Origin of the sequence: Photobacterium piscicola (assembly GCF_900166965.1) — a bacterium.
Lineage (GTDB): Bacteria > Pseudomonadota > Gammaproteobacteria > Enterobacterales > Vibrionaceae > Photobacterium > Photobacterium piscicola.
On the sequence record NZ_FUZI01000004.1, the window covers coordinates 305,447 to 324,477 of the forward strand.

Here is a 19,031-nt window from a genome sequence, read left to right on the forward strand (position 1 = left end):
TCCTATAATGCCAGCGTACTGATATTGTTAGAAATGTTAACAGATAGAACTAGGAAGCATCCGCCGTTACAATGTTAATGTAATGTAACAAACATTAAGGAGTACATATTAGATCACAAAAAAACGCCCCAAAATATACAACCAAACACATATCAACTGTAATAGCGCTCTAATCATCAATTAAGAGAGCTTGTCGATTATGTATCCGATCATTATTGCTATTCATGGCAGAGGAAATAAACTGCCGACAACAACGCTAAGTGCGCATTGGCAACAAGCACTTAAACATGGCTTACAACGCTATAACCAATCCCAATTACACCCTCAAATTGATTTTAAAATGGCCTATTATGCTGATCACTTTTACCAACAACCTTTAGTGTTATCAGCAGCCACTACCACCGCGATTGCGCAGATTCACACCATAAAACCGTTACCTACTTATAACCGTCATGACAAAGAGCAGCCAATTCCCCTTCCTACACCGCCATATTGGGCAACTAAAATGGCAGAGTGGATGGAAGATAAATTCAATCTCTTCTCTTTTATCTCTAAGCCATTTTTAAAATCATTACTGCCAGATATCCATTACTATTTTCATGATCCAAGCTATCAGCGAGCTGTCGAACAACCATTAATAAAGCTGCTTAATCAATACCAACATCGACCAATCATTTTACTTAGCCATTCAATGGGCACCGTGATCGCTTATAACGTTCTCCACCAGCTTAGTCGCCAAACTACCCCGCCACAAATCAGCACTTGGTTTACCTTTGGCTCGCCACTGGGTCTTACGAGTGTTAAAGGCTTTTTACCTAAAATCACTCACCAGCCCAGTGTCAAAAAGTTAGCCACGCCTGATTGTGTTACTGAGCAATGGATCAACGTCAGTGATAAAACCGACATCGTGTGTATCGATCATGATTTAAGCGATGATTACCTTGCTAATCGTCATCAAATACAGCCTCAAGATTGTTACATTACCAATCACTATCCGGGTAATTCACACAAATCTTATGGTTATTTATGGAGTGATGTTATCGCGAAATATGGTATTCCAAAGGTGACATTATGAAGCCCTTTATTCTGTTAGATCCCGGTCATGGCGGCATTATTAATGGTATTTATCAAACCGCAGGCAAACGCTCACCATTATGGTCCAACGGTAAACAATTATTTGAAGGGGAATTTAATCGTGCCATCACTCAAGGGATCAGCCAAACACTGACTTTACACGGCATTGAAAATAAAATTATTGTACCAGAGCGAGAAGATATCAGCCTTCGCACTCGCGTTAATCGTGCCAACCATTTAGCAACCCAATACCCTCATCATCAATGTTTATTAATTTCAGTCCATGCCAATGCTGGCGGAGGCAAAGGATTTGAGATTTACACCAGCCGCGGCCAAACCAGCAGCGACATTGTTGCCGATCATATCACCCACGCTTTTACGCAAGTGTTTCCCAATAAACCACTTCGAAGTGATTATAGCGATGGCGACAGCGATAAAGAGCGCGGCTTTTATATGCTCAGAAAAACACACATGGCAGCGGTATTAACTGAAAATTTCTTTATGGATAATGAAATCGAATGTTGTTTGATTTTAATGTCACCGAAAGGCCGACAGAAAATTATTGATTATCATGTGCAGGGGATTTTAGCGTGGGTGGAGGGGGGAAGGCAGGGAAACAAGGGATGAGGAAGAGCAGTAGCGAGTGGCGAGGAAAGGCAAGGAAATAAGGGGCGAGGAGGAGCGGTATCAAGATAAAAGCATCATCTGTTGTGACGCTTTTTTCTTGATACTTAAGTGGCTCTACTTCACGGTGCTATTAATATTAATTATTGTCACACTCTTCCAGCACTGGTTGCCACCACGTGGGATTATTTAAATACCATTCAACGGTTTTACGCAGCCCAGATTCAAATGTCTCTTGCGGATACCAGCCCAATTCGCGTGTAATTTTAGATGCATCAATCGCATAACGAATATCGTGCCCAGGTCTATCTGCAACATAACAAATTAAGTCTTGATAATCATTCACGGCTTGGGGTTTATTAGGGGCTAATTCTTCAAGTAACAGACATATTGTTTTAATAACATCGATATTTGTTTTTTCATTATAACCACCGATATTATACGTCTCACCAACACAACCTTCAGTTAACACACAATATAAAGCCTGTGCATGATCATCAACATATAACCAATCACGCACTTGCAAACCATCACCAAAAATGGGCAATGGCTGACCTGCAAGTGCATTTAATATTATGCGAGGTATCAATTTTTCAGGGTGATGATATGGTCCGTAATTATTAGAGCAATTCGTAATAATTACGGGTAATCCATAAGTACGGCACCATGCGCGAACTAAGTGATCACTCGATGCTTTAGATGCAGAATATGGGCTTGAGGGATTATAAGCCGTATTTTCATTAAATAATAATTTCGAATTAGCTAAATCACCAAACACTTCATCTGTTGAAATATGATGAAACTTAAAGGCTTGTTGGCGTGATGCTGATAATGACTGCCAATAACTACGTGCTACCTCAAGTAAAGTATAGGTACCAATAATATTAGTTGTTATAAATGCAGCGGGTTCATCAATAGAACGATCCACATGGCTTTCTGCAGCTAAATGCATGATTACATCAGGTTGATAAAAAGAGAAAATACGTTCTAATTCACCACGATCACAAATATCAACCTGTTCAAACGTATAGCGTGGATTTGATACAATAGATTCTAATGTAGATAAATTACCTGCATACGTTAGTTTATCCACATTAATAATATTATTTTCTGTATTATCAATAATATGTCGAATAACAGCAGAACCAATAAAACCAGCCCCACCCGTCACCAAAATATTCACGATATGATCCTTTATAATGATATAGCTTACGCTTCGTGTATTGTCGGAAGACCAAATAAGCGCTTAACAACAGCGGTAATACGCCAAATATAATTAATCACCGTAAAGTAACAAACAAACATCACTAAGAAAGCAATAAACATGGTTGATTCATTAATTCTGGCCGTTTCAGCCCAAATACCAATCGCGGCACAATTAATCGCAAGCAGACAAATAACAAACAGTGTTAATCGTGACGATAATCCCATGCGCTGACAAATATGGTGTAAATGTTCACGATCAGGTTTAAACGGTGATTGGCCTTTACGTACTCGACGGATCATTATTGTTGCCATGTCCATCAATGGAATCGCAATTAACCACAATGCAGTAACTGGTTTAAACGCGACGATATTTGTATCTTGCGTACCACGAACCAATAACCATACCACGGTAAATCCGATAAACACACTGCCTGCATCCCCCATAAAGACTTTAAAACGTCGTCCAAAAGGCAACCCAAGGTTCAGCATTATATATGGCACCATTGCCGTTACTAATAAGCCACAGAAAAGAGCTAATTCATTATTACCATTAATATAGAACACATACCCCATGGCGGAGAATGTGACAGAGGCTAATCCCCCCAGCAAGCCATCAATACCATCGACCATATTGAAAGCATTAATCGCTCCAATAAATGCGACCACGGTTATAATGCCACCAATAACAGGAGACAATTGTAGAGTTTCACTGCCCATTAAATAGCCGAGGTTATCTAATGAAAGTCCACCGAAAGTAATCATTGCTAACGCGATACCCGCTTGTACAACTAATCGTATTTTAAAGCTAATATCGAAATAATCATCAACGACACCAACAACCAATAAAATCAAACTACAACCGAGATACAACAAAAGGGTTAAATTAACAGGTAAAATCAATAACGCGGCAATAGAAAACGCAATAAAAACGGAGATACCACCAACTAAAGGTATAACACCTTGATGATGCTTACGTGCATTCGGCTTATCAACTAAACCAATTCTCTTTGCGACCTTACGCATAATAAATAAAGTAACAAACGACAACACAAAAACAAATATATATGAATATTCCATAATTAAATATTTACCTGTGATTTAAAGTAAAATTTATTATCAATTTAAACAAAGATATTCATTTAAATGATAACTTTGAAATTAACTTAATAACAGAAACTACAGGCACCATATTACAGAGAAATTAATAGCTAAAGGAATAAAAACGCAAAACTGTCAAAGCAAGAATCTTTAAGATAAATTAAACATAATAAATAATAAAGAAAAAGAAACAACCAAGAAAAATATATTATAAACAATTGGTTAAATTAATATTTTTATAATCAAATAGCTATTCAGCGCCAATAAAACAAAAGCAATAAAACGCACTTAAAAACAGCAGAAATTAATCCAACAAATAAAGACAGATACACACATACAAATAACATATGGATATTTTAATAAGTATTAAATAACAAACACAAAAAAACCACAATCATTCAATAAGAATATGAATTGTGGTTTCTTAAATATTATATATTAGGCTGTAACTGTTATTGTTGTTTTATAAATTGATATAACAACAAATTAAAATAATGACTACTTTTTCGTTTTTATAAGTTCTGAACTGTAGTCATATTCGCCAAGACGATCTTCACGACGCATTTGCTTTGCTTGCTTATCGTACTCATCAAGTTTGCTTAACCACGCCATAAATTGCTTTAACAGTTGCATATCACTTCACTCTTAAATATATAAATATTCTGAACAACGTCCTGTTCTATTTGCACAGTATATGCACAGCATTAATCATGATCCACACAAAAGAATACATTTAAGGTATATTTGTGACAAAAAGCATAGTCGTCAAAAATATGACGATAATACACAACAGTAGTTATAACTTATTTTTATAGTAAGCATTTTAGTGCTTATTTAATGAGTCAAAAAGGGAACGAGGAGAAAGGTGTCGAGAGGCGAGGTTTTAGGGACGAAGAAGAACAGAATAGTATCTAAAAACATTTTCCATATCGAAACCTCAGCTCTTCCTCTCCCCCTTACTCTATCCCAAACCAAATCAATGCAGTATCATTCATAGGAATAAATAATAGGTATTTGATATGCAACTTAAACCATTACAAAAAGGTCGTTATCAGCAATCTTGGGTTGATGAATATACCAAGATAGAAAAAATAGTCTTAGATTGTATTAGCGAGAAAAGATTTATCGATGAAGGGCAGTTAGTCATGCAACAAGGGCAGCCACTCGGTGCACTGATCTTAGTTAAACAAGGCCGTATAGCATTGAAATATAGCACCCGTAGTGGGCGTACTTTTCAGCTGGGGACAATTTATTGCGATCACCAGATTTTTGGAGAAATGGAGTTTTTTTCTAATTACCGATGTCAGATGGATATCATTGCATCTGAAGCACTCGAAGTGTGGATCATTAACCGTGATAAGCTGCAACAGGCACTGAATCAAAATCCACAACTAGCGTTATTCTTTGCCAGTGCTATCGCTATTGATTATCAAGATACCGTTGAAATTCTAACGCGGCGTTTGCTCTACCCTATTGCTTATAATATTGCCTACGATCTTTATCACCAGCACTTAAATGATCTGCCCATTGATGGCTTTACCAAAGGCTATTTAGAAGCAGAACGCTTTGGTACCTCTGATAGAGTCTATCGTCGTTCAGTACAACAATTGATCACATTAGGCTTAATCAATAAAGAAAAGAAAAAATTAGTGGTTGTGAATATGGATAAGCTCAAAGCCTATTTAGACGCAGAAGAGTAAGCACATAAGTCCTTACTCTTCATTTAATAATCATACTTTTGGTTGTATTAAATTAACGGCATAACATCGCTTGGCGCACTTGGTAACGCTGGCATAGCAATAGCATCACCAAAATAATCGCGTAAATAACCGGAATGGCATACATCACCGTTTGAAGACCGACCACACGCTCAAATACAGAACTGATTGCAGGACTAAACATAGCACCAGCACTGCCACTGACTAAAATGTATGACACATTCTTACTGCTGGCATTGCGAACAAACGACACCCCATAAGCAATAAAAGCATTATAAAGCGCGGCACACACAAAACCGTAGCCATAGGTTAAGTAAGATAACCATGACATCTTATCTGTGGTCACGATAACCGCCGTGATCACCATCGCCAATGAAATCACCACCAATAAGAAATGTTGAATTTTCATGCGCGATACAATCACCGTCGACACCAATGCGCCCACTAACGCAGCAGACCAGTATTGAGTGATAATGCTACCTGCGTCTTCAAATGGAATCGCAAACTTATCTTTAACAAAGATAGGCGCCCAAGTTAAGAAGGTATAAAGCGCAAGCATGCCAAGGAATAAACCAATACCGCCACTAACAATACCAAAATTCCATTCAGACTGTTCTTTCTCGCCATTGATCCCTGAAGTTTCACAAGCTTTAAAGTTAGTGAATACTGCAATAATCGCAGTTGCAATTGCGACCATACCAACAGCTAAGTAACTGTAGCTCCATGATAGACCTTGCGTTAAGGCATAAGTGGTGATCAAAGGGAAGATAACCCCAGCAATGTTAAACGTAGCATCTTGCACCACTAACATTGTACTTTGAATTTTATCTTTCCACACCGATACCACAATGGTACCCGCGATACATAAACCGACACCGCCACAAAAACCAATCGCAGTCATCGCCATCATCACCACCGTTAAACTGGTGGTCAGATGCAAAATAACCGCCGCAATGGCAATCAATGAATAACAGCCCATTGTCATACGTTTAATACCGATTTTTTCAATCAGGAAAAACGCAGCAATCGTACCTGCTAGTGCGCCACCATTGAGTAATGAAAATATCGACGCAACTTCGTTTACATTGGCTGCAAACTTGGTGGCGATAGGTTCAATTAGCATTCCAAATTGAGTGGCAAAACCTGCCATAATAAAATTGGCAAGGAAACTAAGGGCAGTAAGGGTGATTTTATTCTTCATTGATTTCACTCCATGAGTCAGCGGCGAAGCAACGGCTCTTTAATGTTATTCAAAAAAGAGCCATTGCAGAATGATTAAGGCTGTAATGCGGTTTCCAATGCCAATTCAATCATATTATTGAAAGACAATTGACGTTCTTCAGCGGTGGTTTCTTCACCGGTTAGACAGTGATCAGACACCGTTAAAATAGCGAGGGTTTCAATATTAAACTGATGCCCAAGGCCATATAAACCCGCCACTTCCATATCAATCCCTAATACTCCAAAACGTTCTAACGCTGGAATCAAATCTTGATCAGGATCGTAATACATATCACCTGTGAAAATGTTGCCGACCTTTACATCAATGTTTTTCTGTTGCGCTGTCATATAGGCATTGTGTAATAAACCAAAATTGGCTGAGGTTGCCATTTGATAACCACTACTACGTTTAGCATTGGTTGGAGAATCAGTACCCGCCGCTTGTGCTAAAATAATATCGCGCATATGAACATCTTTTTGAGTGGCACCAATGCTGCCAATACGAATAATGCGCTTCACCCCAAAATCATGAATCAGTTCGTGACCATAAAGCACCATTGAGGGAATACCCATACCGTGTCCCATCACCGATACTCGCTGACCTTTGTAATAACCGGTATAGCCCAACATATTACGAACATCAGTGACTAACACTGCATCCGTTAAATAGGTTTCAGCAATAAACTTCGCCCGCAATGGATCGCCTGGCATGATCACAGTTTCAGAAAAGTCACCCGGTTGAGCATTAATATGTGCAGTCATGATATAAACCTTCAAGTGTTTGTCTGCGCTCATAGTAAACAAACACCCTCTCAATATTTCAGGACTAAAGTCCGCTTTTTCGGTTTGATATCTCAATTTTATTATTCTTATTTAAATTGAACTTTTGGGCATATTTACAATAATCTTTCAACTTAGAAATAGTAACAAAAACCAAAATAAAACAATAACATAATCACCAAGCACGAGCTCAAATCATAACAACTCAATAATCAACACATAAAGCGATAAACGCTACCAATACCAACCCCGTCATTCCCTACAGAGAGGTTACGAACGAGATAGGGAATCTACCGTCCTCACGTTGTGGAGTTATTGAATTCACTGATATCTTTAAGGCTCAAGCACGCGGTGAATAGATCCCGGATAGCTTCGTGCCTCACCTTCCGGGATGACGGCTAATAATCCCCCCGTCATTCCCTACAGTGAGGTTACGAACGAGATAGGGAATCTACCGTCCGCGCGTCAAGGCGTAATTATGCTTCAATTGCTCGCCACTCAAAATTTCACAAAAAAAAAGCGATAGATTCTCATCTATCGCTTTTTCTCAAAACTAGCAACCTAGCCCCTGCTCTTCCTCGCCCCTTAATACAACACTATGCACTAATCGGTTGATGTGGAATCACTTCAGCCAATTGTGGACGCGGTTTGATGTTCCACACGATGTCACAAATACCATCAGTAGGAACAAAGCCCGTTGGCGCTTCAAGCAAAATATTACGTACTGTTTCATGTTCAAAATCATGACATGCAGCATCAAGGCGTTGTAATAACGGTTCTAACTGTGACCACGGTAAGTAAATCTCATCCGCCGTCATAATACGCTCATGGCGAGTTTGACCGACATTATCGCCAATCAATAACTCTTCATACAGCTTCTCACCAGGGCGTAAACCTGAATACTGAATTTCAATATCACCGTTAGGGTTTAGTTCATCTTTGACTTCCAAGCCTGATAGCTTAATTAACTTCGCCGCTAATTCTGCAATCTTAACTGGCTCGCCCATGTCTAACACGAACACATCGCCGCCTTTACCCATTGCGCCCGCTTGAATTACCAACTGTGCCGCTTCTGGAATAGTCATAAAGAAACGAATGATATTAGGATCAGTTACCGTAACAGGGCCACCTTCAGCAATTTGACGCTTAAACAGTGGAATAACCGAACCTGATGAACCAAGAACATTACCAAAGCGCACCATACAAAAACGGGTTTTGGTTGATGTTTCTGCCAAGGCTTGCAAAGAAAGCTCAGCCATACGTTTAGTGGTACCCATTACATTGGTTGGGCGTACTGCTTTATCCGTCGAAATCAAAACAAAGGTTTCAACCCCTGCATTCATCGCCGCTTGTGCAGTATATAATGTACCGAAGACGTTATTACGTACCCCTTCGACCACATTAAACTCAACCATCGGCACATGCTTATAAGCCGCAGCATGGTATAAGGTTTGAACTTGAAATGCTTCCATTACTGCTTGCAGACGGTTCTCACGCTGAACACTGCCCAACAACGGATAAATCTCAACCGTTAAACCTTCTTTTTTAACTTTCTCAACCAACTCTTTTTCTATTGCATAAAGGCTATATTCAGACACTTCAAACAAGATTAACTTTGCGGGTTTTTGATTTAAAATCTGACGACAAAGCTCAGAACCAATCGAACCGCCCGCACCTGTTACCATAACTACTTTATCGGTAATGTTGGCGGTAAATAATTCAGCCACAGGCTCAACCGGATCTCGACCTAATAGATCTTCAATCGGCACTTCACGCAATTCATCAATTTTTGATTTACCACTGACAATATCTTCGATATCTGGCACGGTACGTACTTCAATTGATAAATGCTGTAAGTGATTTAAAACCGCTTTACGCTCAGAACGACTAGCATTAGGCAAGGCTAATAACACTTGATCAGCATGATATTTATCCAGCACTACTGCTATTTTATTGGCAGGATAAACGCGCAGCCCCATCATGGTGGTATTACGCAAGCTGTCATCATTATCGACAAACGCTACCGCTTTATAATCATTACTCTGACGCAATGCCAAGCATAATTGACGCCCAGTAGTACCCGCACCATAAATAACCACAGATTTACGTTGGTTTTTAGGATGATTAAAATTGGCGATATAAGTACGCATAATTAAACGCGCACCACCCGCTAATAACGCTAAGAATGCACCATAAATAATTGGTACCGTACGTGGAATACCAACATCTAAATAAAAACCTAATCCTGAAAAGGCAATCGCAGAAAATATAGCCCCTGCACTGACAACCACTAATGCATGGAAAGTTAAATAACGTAATATCGCGCGGTATAAACCTAATTGGACAAAAATAAATAACGTTGCAACAGTGAGAATAACTAAGCATTCCCATAATGCAACATTAAGAAAATAATCATAGTGACCATAACGGACACCAAATGCGCCCCAAAAAGCCACGAAAATAAATAACACATCACAAGCTAAGCTAACAAAGCGCTTGTTACTGCGAGACAGTGAAAAAATAAACTGTTCCACTTTCATAGAGGAGCCTATAAATTAAAAGGGTTAACTAAAGAGGTAATACGAATTAGTACAGTATTTATGGTGTAACGAATTTAAACGATAACATTACACTATCGTTTAAATTTAAATAAATTATTTTCAAATAAATAACTTTAATAATATTTCAATATTACAAAATAAATCATACTGGTATTCTATACCGATATTACTCCATAATAATATATCAGTTGCATATCATCAATACATAATGAGAGCTAGGTATGATTTCCAAAAGACATAATATTAAAGATGTGTTTAATCAGCACTAAAAAGGATAAATTAAGGTTTAACTGCATCACCACTGCCACTTCCCGTAGCAGTCATTAAAATATATTTAAAATAATCTTTAAGCGTTAAACTATCGATCATCTTTTTATCAGTTTCAGCTAATAATTGTGGTGTCGACATATCAATATTTTGAACCTGAGCCAAACCAGTAACACCAGGTAAAACATTATAAACACCTAACTTATCGCGTTCAGCTATTAACTCTTCTTGATTAAATAAATTAGGACGAGGGCCAACTAAACTCATGTCACCTTTTAAAACATTAATTAATTGCGGTAGTTCATCAATTTTTGTTTTTCGCAGAAAAGCACCAAGTTTAGTGATCGATGCATTACTGGCTAAATGACTAGCTATAGACTTAGTATCAACTGACATAGTGCGAAACTTAATTAATTTAAATGGCTGCTTATTTTTACCTACACGAGTTTGAATAAAGACGGGTGATCCAGTATCAAATAAACCAAGAACAACCACAATTAATAATATCGGCCATAAAAATAGTAAACCGAAAAAAGCGGCAAAAAAATCAATTAAACGAATCATTTCATTTCCTTTGATAATAAATTCATAGCTTGTTCCATTGTATAAGGTGGTTTCCATCCCATTACATCAAATGCATTTGATGAATCCACTTCTAAATTATCTAACAATTGTTCAGCCATTGATTGTTTACCTATCAATTTAGCGCCTAAACGCATGATACTTGCAGGCACTGGTAGCTGATAAATTGATTTATTTAACCCTTTTGCAATAGCATTGGTAAACTCTTTAGTAGAGATGGATTTACCATCTGACGCTAAAAAAGTATGTCCGGCAGCATCAGGATGTTTAGCACATGTTAATAACAAATCAGTTAGATTTTGAACAGCAATAAAACTACGCTTATTGTTAACTAGCCCAAAAGGTAATAATGGTAATTTAGTCACTAGTTTAGTTAACAACCCAAAATTACCCGGAGCATTGGGACCATAAACTAATGTTGGTCGAACTATTACAACTTCTAAACCCGTTTCTTTAGCTATCTTTTTTAAACCGATCTCTGCATCTAATTTAGATTTAGCGTAAGTATTATGTGGTTCAACTTCAGAGTAATAACAAAATGGCTTTTCATATTCAGTTGATGAACCATTAACCCCAATAGAACTAACAAAAACGAAGCGTTTAACACCAGCTTTTGCTGCATCACTAGCTAATTTTAAAGTTCCTTGAGTATTAACTGCAATATAATCACTTTCAGAAAAACTATTAGAATGAGCAAGCCCAGCTAGATGAATAATACTATCAATATTATTAAATGCATTATCCCAACAAGTATTTTCAGTTAAACCATCTATTTCATAATTAGGCTTACAATTATCAATTTCATTTTTTCTGATTACTATAGCTAAAATGTCATCAGATTTTTTCAAATAAGAGCCAATAAACCCAGAAGCACCAGTAAGAAGAATTCTATTTACCATGAAGTAGTCGCTTAAAAGCTAAAAGTGAAACCATAATAAAAAAAGCGAATTGCTCAGTCTTTTTTCTTCTACATTGTTTAGCCATCACTGCAAGTAAAAATAAACTTTTCGCTGAATTATCTTTCAATAATTGTATTGGCTTTGATTCTATTTTAATAAAATCAGATTGAGATAAAACTTTTTTAAAAGCATCCTCAGACAAAACTACTTTTACTCTATTAATTATTTTAATAACACCTGAATTTGCACCAACTTCATTGTTTTCATGTTGTCGATACATCATTAATGATTCATTATCTATAAACCATTTATATCCATGAAACCTTGCAAATGAATAACAATACCAATCATGTAACCAAATATTTTTAATACTTTCCTTTCTATCAAATAAAGATGCCTTAAGTGCTAAAGAAAACTCTTTAGTCATAACAAAAGTACATCCAGGTCCTGCTGATTCAAAAAGATAATCGAATTCAACTTGTGGATCATTTTTAACAACTTCTTTTTTCCGTCCATCTTCCCAAAAAGCAGTAACATTTCCAGAATAACAATCAGCATTATTTTTATTTAACGCATTAATTCCTTTTATTATTTTATCGTTATCCCATATATCATCTTGATCAGAAAAAGCCACATAATCATAAGATGAAAAATCAACATCTTTTATTAATCTAAAAAAGTTCTGACCAGCGCTTCCATATTTATTGCCATAAGAAAGTAAATAAATATTTTTGTGTTTTTGAATATATGATTCAATTATATTAATTGTATTATCTGTAGATAAATCGAGACTAATATATATATCATTCTCTATATTATTTTGATTCAATAAACAATTTAGCTGCTCTTCAATATAAATTTCACCATTATATGCAGCCAATAATATTGCAACTTTATGACAACTATTCATATACAAACTCAAACTTCAATTAAAACGAGAAAAAACACCATCGAATAGCCCTCTAAATAAACTTTTTACATATTGATAGCGGAGTCCTTTTGAGAAAAATATAAGAATTATTTGGTGTCCAATTGAAAATATTATCTCTCTAATAGCCATAACTTTAGGTATATAATCACAGCGTAGAAGGTAAAATGAATTTCTTATCCTAAAATAACGTCTAAAAGGACTATGCTTAGTAACATTTAGGCCAAAAAAAGAAAATGACTCATCACCTATAGAATGTATCATTTGAGCTGATGGTACAACAAGAACATTAAATCCAAACTTACTAGCTCTCAAACACCACTCAGTATCAACATAATCAATAAATAAATCATCTATCATTACACCTACATGTTTGAATATATCTACACTTACCATACATCCTGATGAAATAACATTATTAACAAAAAAATTATCATGATTATTCGTCGGGTAATGTTTCGTCCTACTTCCATTTTTATTTATATTAACTATTGGATATGTATATCCTCTTGCTCTATCTTTAAAAATAGGAGCTGTTATTTTTGCCTCATTTTTTAGTAACGGAGAATGTAATTTTTTTATAAACTCAGCATCAGGAATTAATGAATCTTGATCAAAAAAAACAACATATTTAGCACCCATATCAATTGCTCGTTCAATTCCTATATTCTGAGCTTTTGCTATACCTTTATTATTACTTAGCCGAATATTCTCACAGTCATAAAAGTGTTCAACATCACTAGAATTATCAACAACGACAGGAATAACAGATGCTTTCTTTAACTCTACAATTAATTTTTCCACATCCTCAATTACAGGGTTAAACGTTATAATAATAGAAAAAATCATAATTTAGCCTTGCTGCGACTTATTAACAAAAAAGACAATAAAAATACAATCCAAGAAAATAAAGTATTATAGAAATTCGTAAATACAGACATAACCATAATAAATGAAGTCAAACTCCATAGTAATATATATCTTATATTGTCGGAATATATATAATATAAATAAATAAAAGTGTTAATCAAACCATATAGAAAACCAAATAGAGCAGTTCCGACTAATCCGAAGTCAACATACGGATCAGCAATAATAGTCCCTAACCTTGAAAAACCATCTAAATTTTCAGGGTATTCAATATTAAAAAGTTCATCAAATTTAAAAGTTTTTATAATTGGCTTTAATAAATATGAACCGAACCCAAAATCATTAGTAGAGGAAATTATATTATTTAATGTACTGATGTTTTGTGATGCATATAGGTTAAATGTAATATCAAACGTGTTTACATCTCTATCTAATGGTACGCCAGAATATACTTTAAGATACTCTAACTGTGAAACATTATCGTTAATAGACTGGATTCTAATAAATCCTAAAACCATAAAAATTATAGCTGCACCTATAGAAAACCTTACTACATACTTATTAAGATTAAGCTTATTTTCTTTAATATACATATATATAAAGAAAACTAATGACATAATGACAATTTGTCTTGACATTATATTAAGAAGAATAAAAATAGAAATAAAAGATACAAATATAAAATATATTTTAGTTATCCTATTTTTTTTAAATAATGAATAATATACTGCTGGATAAACTGCCACTAGCATTACTAAATAATGTAGAATAGGGACATAATACATATCTGCATATATATTAACCTTATCAAAAAGAGCTATAAAAAAAGGAAAACCTCCAGTGAAATAGCATTCAAATAAGAAAACCCCTAAAGATAAAAATAACATAAAATCTAAAGCTGATTTTTTTATCTCAACATTAATATGTTTATTATTCTTAACTTTACTAGAATTTATCATACAAACGTAAAAACCTATCATATAACAAATTATAAACAAAAATATAGCAGATATTGTCATAAAACTTAAGATTTCTTGCTTACTAGAAATCTTAAATTGATAATAATAAAAACTAAGAACGAATGGAAATAACAGTGATAATGGGTTAACTATTTGACGACAAGAAAACAACATTAAAACAATATAAAACAACAATAAAAATGAGGAAGTCAAAAAAAACAAATCATGAGTTAATGATAACCCATAAAAATAACAACCAATAAAAATCAAAGAAAAAATTATTTTTAACTTAGATTTACTTGCTAATAATTGCATTTTTAATATAACCCAGATAGTTAATTATAGGATATAAACTTCTACACACAAATGTAGCTCGAATAGCTTTCCTTAATCCATATTTATTCATAGATCTAGCTATTTGAATTTCAATCTTTTCTTTCCAAACTAAACCAAACTCTGAACTATAATTATTTAATATCTTTTCTAACCCGATATAGTCATTGTTAGATACTCTATTATTTGAGATGTCATTTTTAACTATATAACTAAATGATTTTAATTTATAAGCGCCACCGAGTTTTAAAGCTCGAATTATAAAATCCCAATCTTCAAGATTCTTATAAGATTGATCAAAACCGTTTAACTCTAAAAAAAAGCTTTTTCTAACCATAAAACCAATATCTATATCATTATGAATATAAATATCTTTAAGATTGATTTTACCAAATAATTGACGCCCAACTATTTCTAATTGAGAATAATTTTCATATTGATAAACTCTACCGGTTGAGATTAAATGTATTCCTTTAGATTCTAACTCAATAAAAGCTAAGTACATTTGTTCTAAACGGCCAGGAAGAATGAAATCATCATCATCTAAAAATGTTATCAATTCACCAGAAGAGTAATTAACAGCATAATTTCTAGCAGAAGCAGCTCCTTTCTCTCCTGTATTATATAAAAATTTAATAGATGCAGAGCTATACCTTGAAATAAGAAAACAGAAATCATCAAAACTATTAGTACGATTATCATTAACTACTATAATTTCGATATTATCATAACCATTCCAAAGTACAGAATCGATGGCACGTATTAATTCACATTCAGAACGGAGGCAGGTGGGAATAATAATACTTATCAACATATCAACTTAAACTTTTACTTAAAAAATTAATTGATTTTTTCCTTTCATCAGAAAGTTTTTGTTCAACAACACACCAATCAATATTTTTCTTACTAATAGAATCAATTAAATCAGGCTTTACACATAGCCTATCACTCAAACCAAGCATCTCTAATAAACTACTTAATCTAGCAATACCACGCTCAGGGTTAGCAATACATACAAAGTCAATATTAAATAAAATACTGAAACAAACACAATGAAAAGAATCTGTTACAACTAAATCTGAGCTACTTATTAACTGTAGCCATTCCTCAACAGAATGATATTCTTCCTCACCTTGTGAATTTTTTTCATGATAGATATTTTTTGATTCGCTCTTTCTATCGACAGTTAAACGACTAATCACTTGTAAAAAATCATCATCAATATCTAATTTATAATACGATACCAACTTCAATTTGGAGTCAGATGAGCGAAATTTGAACATTTCCCTAAAATAGTCTGCCCCTACCAACAAAGTAGGATCTAGAACATGATGCGCCTCAACCTCAAATACTTCATTACATATAGTAACTCCCGAGTCCTCTCTGACTGAAACAGCGCTAAAACCAGATAGCAGTCGTGTAAAGAGTCTAGCATCTTTAGTGTAAACATTATTCTCCCATTTATCTGTACCAAAACTAGCTGCGTACGAGATTTTTATTGCTCTCGGGCAGAAATCTAAAAAGTACTTAGTCGCGTTATGCCTTGTCATTGCAGGCCTAAAAACTTGATCACTGCCAACAAGAACATGTGTATATTTTAATGATAAATCAGAGAGTTCAACATCAGTTTGACATAAACTAGAAGTACTTAAAAACTTGTCTCTAAAGCTTTGAAACTTACCGTTATGTTTAACATTCTTTCTAGCCTCCGTCTTCCTAAGGCCACAAATGCGTAATATATCTCCAAGATAATTTTTAAACGTTTTCTTTTGTTCCAATGGTATGTAGTTAATGTTTTCAACATCATAACCATAACTGCGTACAACCTCCTGAATAGCACAAGCTTGCAAAACAGCACCATAATTATTATTTGAATAATGGAAATTTAAAATGCCAATTTTTTTTTTCATTGCATACCTAATAATTCGTACTCGATAGATCACGACTACCAAGTAAATATACATAACAGACTCAGTGAAATATTTTAAACCTTTAATTTATTCAAAATAAAATACCCCGTCATCAAAGATATATAAACCATCAAGTTGATAACAAGATTAACTTCACATCGAATAATAAGAGTAAATATTATATTTGACAAAGTTAACAGTAAAATAGAAACAAATAACGATAAATAATCAATAGGAAACATCCCAACTAAAATTACTAACCATTAACTCTTTAATATTTTTTTCGCAAGACTAATTCCATTCTTCCCAAGAATTTTCTTAGTAATACTTTTCAATTTTGATTTATTATCTTTTTCTATTGTTTGAATAACCTTAAGTGCATCACTTTCTTCTTTGCTATCAGTAAATATTTCAAAAAGCATTGGCTTTGATGTAACATCTAAAGAAATAAAGCGCTCATATACAGATTTGAAGTCCTCTTTATTTGATGCAGTTAAATATTCAAAACCCAAATTTTCAGCATAATTTTTAACTAACGTTGGTGATTTCTTGCCAAAATGGTCTGCCGCCGCCATGAAATCATCTGCTTCATCTTTAAAATATGCAGCGTGATGATTATATTGCTTAAATTCTGTACCTTTACCATTATTAATAATCAATATACGTAGATTGTTGCCTAAATGACGATTACCTAGAATATTCATATCATAAAAAAATGCTAAATCACCTAATATACAAAAGAAAAGCTTATTACTTTTATCTAAAGAAGCGCCAACTAATGAAGATAAAACTCCATCAATACCAAAACCACCAACATTAGATGCAGTCGTAACAGAAGATGGAACCTCAAAAAAATTCCAAGAACGTAAGGTATTTAATATCCCGAAATGCACTACAGAGTTATTAGGTATATTTCCAGATAATTCAGAAGCAACCCAGATATTAGAAAATGGTAACTCTGGTATATTTTGCCTAATTTTGTCTAAGGCCGTACTACAAGCCTCAAAATAACTATCATCTCGTTGAGTTCCTCCGCTATACTCTGTGAAAAATTTTTCTTCTGACATTTCAAAAACATATCGTAATTTTCTAAATGTATCTCTTATTTCACCATCTTCACTAACTCGCCAAACTTCCTCACCAACTATAGTTGCGCTGCTATAATCACCACTAACTTCACCAATATGTATTAAGATATCTGGCTTATATTCCGATTTATCTAATAATTCTTGAGCAGCAACCAACGAGAAAAGTAAACGGTATTTCCCCTTGTAACTACTCGTATGATCACAAAAAACAACTGCATTATTTGTCGAACAAAAATTCTCTACAGTCTGCACTTCTGATGAAGTCCATTTTTTATGAGATCCTACAAATATAGCTATTTTACCTAATAGAGGGGGTAATGAATCAGTTCCTTGAATTCGGTCAATCACTCTATACTTAGGCATCAATTTATTTACAAATGGTAAAGTATAATTAGTTGGTAAATTTATATGTACTGGCCCACCTCCGTTACGTTTCAACTCAAGTATTGCTTGATTTACTTTAATCTCACAGTCCCATAAATCATCTTCATCCTTAACAAACGGAAGAAGAACACTTAACTTAACAATATCGTTCTGAAGAGAACTTCTATCAATAACCTGAGCAATATGGTGACCCACACGGGATATTGGCTGCGTTGAAGTAACAGCCAATACAGGTAATTTACGATAATATGCTTCAGTAAGCCCTGGTACATAATTACGAGACGCTGTAGCACCTGTACAACTCAGAACGACTGGTTCTCCGCTTTCTTCTGCTAAACCACATGCCATATATGCAGCTGAGCGTTCATCAACTGATGAATAAACTGTAAAAAATGGGTCTTTTTGAATACTTCCTACAAATGTAATATTAGTTGCTCCTGGCGAAGCTATAACTTTACGGATCCCATGCGCTTTAAGTAATGATATTATGACTTGAACGTTAACTTCGGTGGTATGCAATTTATTCATG

At 34.7% G+C, this 19,031-nt stretch carries 17 protein-coding genes; 3 read left to right on the forward strand and 14 right to left on the reverse strand.

Going from position 1 to position 19,031, the window contains the following annotated elements:
• The first annotated feature begins 199 nt into the window (after positions 1–199).
• Positions 200–1,075: an alpha/beta hydrolase gene (locus tag CZ809_RS12760; protein WP_080158010.1), complete on the forward strand. Its 876-nt coding sequence runs from the start codon at positions 200–202 to the stop codon at positions 1,073–1,075.
• Positions 1,072–1,701 (forward strand): N-acetylmuramoyl-L-alanine amidase, encoded by a 630-nt coding sequence (locus tag CZ809_RS12765; protein WP_162841604.1) that lies wholly within the window; start codon positions 1,072–1,074, stop codon positions 1,699–1,701. The genes CZ809_RS12760 and CZ809_RS12765 overlap by 4 nt, the downstream gene beginning before the upstream one ends.
• 136 nt (positions 1,702–1,837) lie before the next feature.
• Here the strand turns inward: CZ809_RS12765 and rfbB are convergent, their stop codons facing one another.
• From rfbB to CZ809_RS21480, 3 genes are all read right to left on the reverse strand, one after another.
• Entirely contained in the window at positions 1,838–2,881 is a 1,044-nt protein-coding gene (rfbB, locus tag CZ809_RS12770) for a dTDP-glucose 4,6-dehydratase (RefSeq protein ID WP_080158012.1), read from the reverse strand.
• A gap of 26 nt (positions 2,882–2,907) precedes the next feature.
• Positions 2,908–3,981, reverse strand: coding sequence for a UDP-N-acetylglucosamine--undecaprenyl-phosphate N-acetylglucosaminephosphotransferase (gene wecA, locus CZ809_RS12775; protein WP_080158013.1), 1,074 nt, complete (start codon positions 3,979–3,981; stop codon positions 2,908–2,910).
• Between the two features lie 519 nt (positions 3,982–4,500).
• Positions 4,501–4,635, reverse strand: coding sequence for a hypothetical protein (locus tag CZ809_RS21480; RefSeq protein WP_255418394.1), 135 nt, complete (start codon positions 4,633–4,635; stop codon positions 4,501–4,503).
• Between the two features lie 386 nt (positions 4,636–5,021).
• Here CZ809_RS21480 and CZ809_RS12780 point away from each other — a divergent pair, with 386 nt between their 5' ends.
• The gene (locus CZ809_RS12780) at positions 5,022–5,702 is read left to right on the forward strand and encodes a Crp/Fnr family transcriptional regulator (protein ID WP_080158014.1); all 681 of its coding nucleotides are present in this window, start codon (positions 5,022–5,024) and stop codon (positions 5,700–5,702) included.
• A gap of 52 nt (positions 5,703–5,754) precedes the next feature.
• On the opposite strand, the gene tsgA is transcribed toward CZ809_RS12780, so the two are convergent.
• The 11 genes from tsgA to CZ809_RS12835 form a co-directional block, all read right to left on the reverse strand.
• A complete protein-coding gene (tsgA, locus tag CZ809_RS12785) occupies positions 5,755–6,921 on the reverse strand; it encodes an MFS transporter TsgA (protein WP_080158015.1) in 1,167 nt (388 codons plus the stop codon).
• A 74-nt stretch (positions 6,922–6,995) separates the two neighbouring features.
• A complete protein-coding gene (deoD, locus tag CZ809_RS12790; protein WP_235865955.1) occupies positions 6,996–7,706 on the reverse strand; it encodes a purine-nucleoside phosphorylase in 711 nt (236 codons plus the stop codon).
• 611 nt (positions 7,707–8,317) lie between these two features.
• A complete protein-coding gene (locus CZ809_RS12795) occupies positions 8,318–10,261 on the reverse strand; it encodes a nucleoside-diphosphate sugar epimerase/dehydratase (RefSeq protein WP_080158017.1) in 1,944 nt (647 codons plus the stop codon).
• 300 nt (positions 10,262–10,561) lie between these two features.
• Positions 10,562–11,113 carry a sugar transferase gene (locus CZ809_RS12800; protein WP_080158018.1) on the reverse strand — a complete coding sequence of 184 codons (552 nt, stop codon included), beginning with the start codon at positions 11,111–11,113 and terminating at the stop codon, positions 10,562–10,564.
• Positions 11,110–12,030 (reverse strand): NAD-dependent epimerase/dehydratase family protein, encoded by a 921-nt coding sequence (locus CZ809_RS12805; RefSeq protein ID WP_080158019.1) that lies wholly within the window; start codon positions 12,028–12,030, stop codon positions 11,110–11,112. The genes CZ809_RS12800 and CZ809_RS12805 overlap by 4 nt, the downstream gene beginning before the upstream one ends.
• A complete protein-coding gene (locus CZ809_RS12810; protein ID WP_080158020.1) occupies positions 12,020–12,940 on the reverse strand; it encodes a glycosyltransferase in 921 nt (306 codons plus the stop codon). The genes CZ809_RS12805 and CZ809_RS12810 overlap by 11 nt, the downstream gene beginning before the upstream one ends.
• 15 nt (positions 12,941–12,955) lie before the next feature.
• Complete coding sequence (locus CZ809_RS12815) at positions 12,956–13,807, reverse strand: glycosyltransferase family 2 protein (RefSeq protein ID WP_080158021.1); 852 nt, start codon at positions 13,805–13,807, stop codon at positions 12,956–12,958.
• Complete coding sequence (locus tag CZ809_RS12820; RefSeq protein ID WP_080158022.1) at positions 13,804–15,102, reverse strand: O-antigen polymerase; 1,299 nt, start codon at positions 15,100–15,102, stop codon at positions 13,804–13,806. Before CZ809_RS12820 ends, CZ809_RS12815 begins: the two co-directional genes overlap by 4 nt.
• The gene (locus CZ809_RS12825; protein ID WP_080158023.1) at positions 15,083–15,934 is read right to left on the reverse strand and encodes a glycosyltransferase family 2 protein; all 852 of its coding nucleotides are present in this window, start codon (positions 15,932–15,934) and stop codon (positions 15,083–15,085) included. Before CZ809_RS12825 ends, CZ809_RS12820 begins: the two co-directional genes overlap by 20 nt.
• Position 15,935: 1 nt before the next feature.
• The gene (locus CZ809_RS12830) at positions 15,936–17,030 is read right to left on the reverse strand and encodes a polysaccharide pyruvyl transferase family protein (protein ID WP_159447951.1); all 1,095 of its coding nucleotides are present in this window, start codon (positions 17,028–17,030) and stop codon (positions 15,936–15,938) included.
• A gap of 263 nt (positions 17,031–17,293) precedes the next feature.
• Positions 17,294–19,030, reverse strand: a complete 1,737-nt coding sequence (locus tag CZ809_RS12835) for a thiamine pyrophosphate-binding protein (protein ID WP_080158025.1) — start codon at positions 19,028–19,030, stop codon at positions 17,294–17,296.
• Position 19,031: the final 1 nt, after the last annotated feature.

Coding starts and splice junctions, on each gene's coding strand:
- CZ809_RS12760 (WP_080158010.1), top strand. CDS start 200: ATGTATCCGATCATTATTGCTATTCATGGCAGAGGAAATAAACTGCCG.
- CZ809_RS12765 (WP_162841604.1), top strand. CDS start 1,072: ATGAAGCCCTTTATTCTGTTAGATCCCGGTCATGGCGGCATTATTAAT.
- wecA (WP_080158013.1), bottom strand. CDS start 3,981: ATGGAATATTCATATATATTTGTTTTTGTGTTGTCGTTTGTTACTTTA.
- CZ809_RS21480 (WP_255418394.1), bottom strand. CDS start 4,635: ATGCAACTGTTAAAGCAATTTATGGCGTGGTTAAGCAAACTTGATGAG.
- CZ809_RS12780 (WP_080158014.1), top strand. CDS start 5,022: ATGCAACTTAAACCATTACAAAAAGGTCGTTATCAGCAATCTTGGGTT.
- tsgA (WP_080158015.1), bottom strand. CDS start 6,921: ATGAAGAATAAAATCACCCTTACTGCCCTTAGTTTCCTTGCCAATTTT.
- CZ809_RS12795 (WP_080158017.1), bottom strand. CDS start 10,261: ATGAAAGTGGAACAGTTTATTTTTTCACTGTCTCGCAGTAACAAGCGC.
- CZ809_RS12800 (WP_080158018.1), bottom strand. CDS start 11,113: ATGATTCGTTTAATTGATTTTTTTGCCGCTTTTTTCGGTTTACTATTT.
- CZ809_RS12805 (WP_080158019.1), bottom strand. CDS start 12,030: ATGGTAAATAGAATTCTTCTTACTGGTGCTTCTGGGTTTATTGGCTCT.
- CZ809_RS12810 (WP_080158020.1), bottom strand. CDS start 12,940: ATGAATAGTTGTCATAAAGTTGCAATATTATTGGCTGCATATAATGGT.
- CZ809_RS12815 (WP_080158021.1), bottom strand. CDS start 13,807: ATGATTTTTTCTATTATTATAACGTTTAACCCTGTAATTGAGGATGTG.
- CZ809_RS12820 (WP_080158022.1), bottom strand. CDS start 15,102: ATGCAATTATTAGCAAGTAAATCTAAGTTAAAAATAATTTTTTCTTTG.
- CZ809_RS12825 (WP_080158023.1), bottom strand. CDS start 15,934: ATGTTGATAAGTATTATTATTCCCACCTGCCTCCGTTCTGAATGTGAA.
- CZ809_RS12830 (WP_159447951.1), bottom strand. CDS start 17,030: ATGAAAAAAAAAATTGGCATTTTAAATTTCCATTATTCAAATAATAAT.
- CZ809_RS12835 (WP_080158025.1), bottom strand. CDS start 19,030: ATGAATAAATTGCATACCACCGAAGTTAACGTTCAAGTCATAATATCA.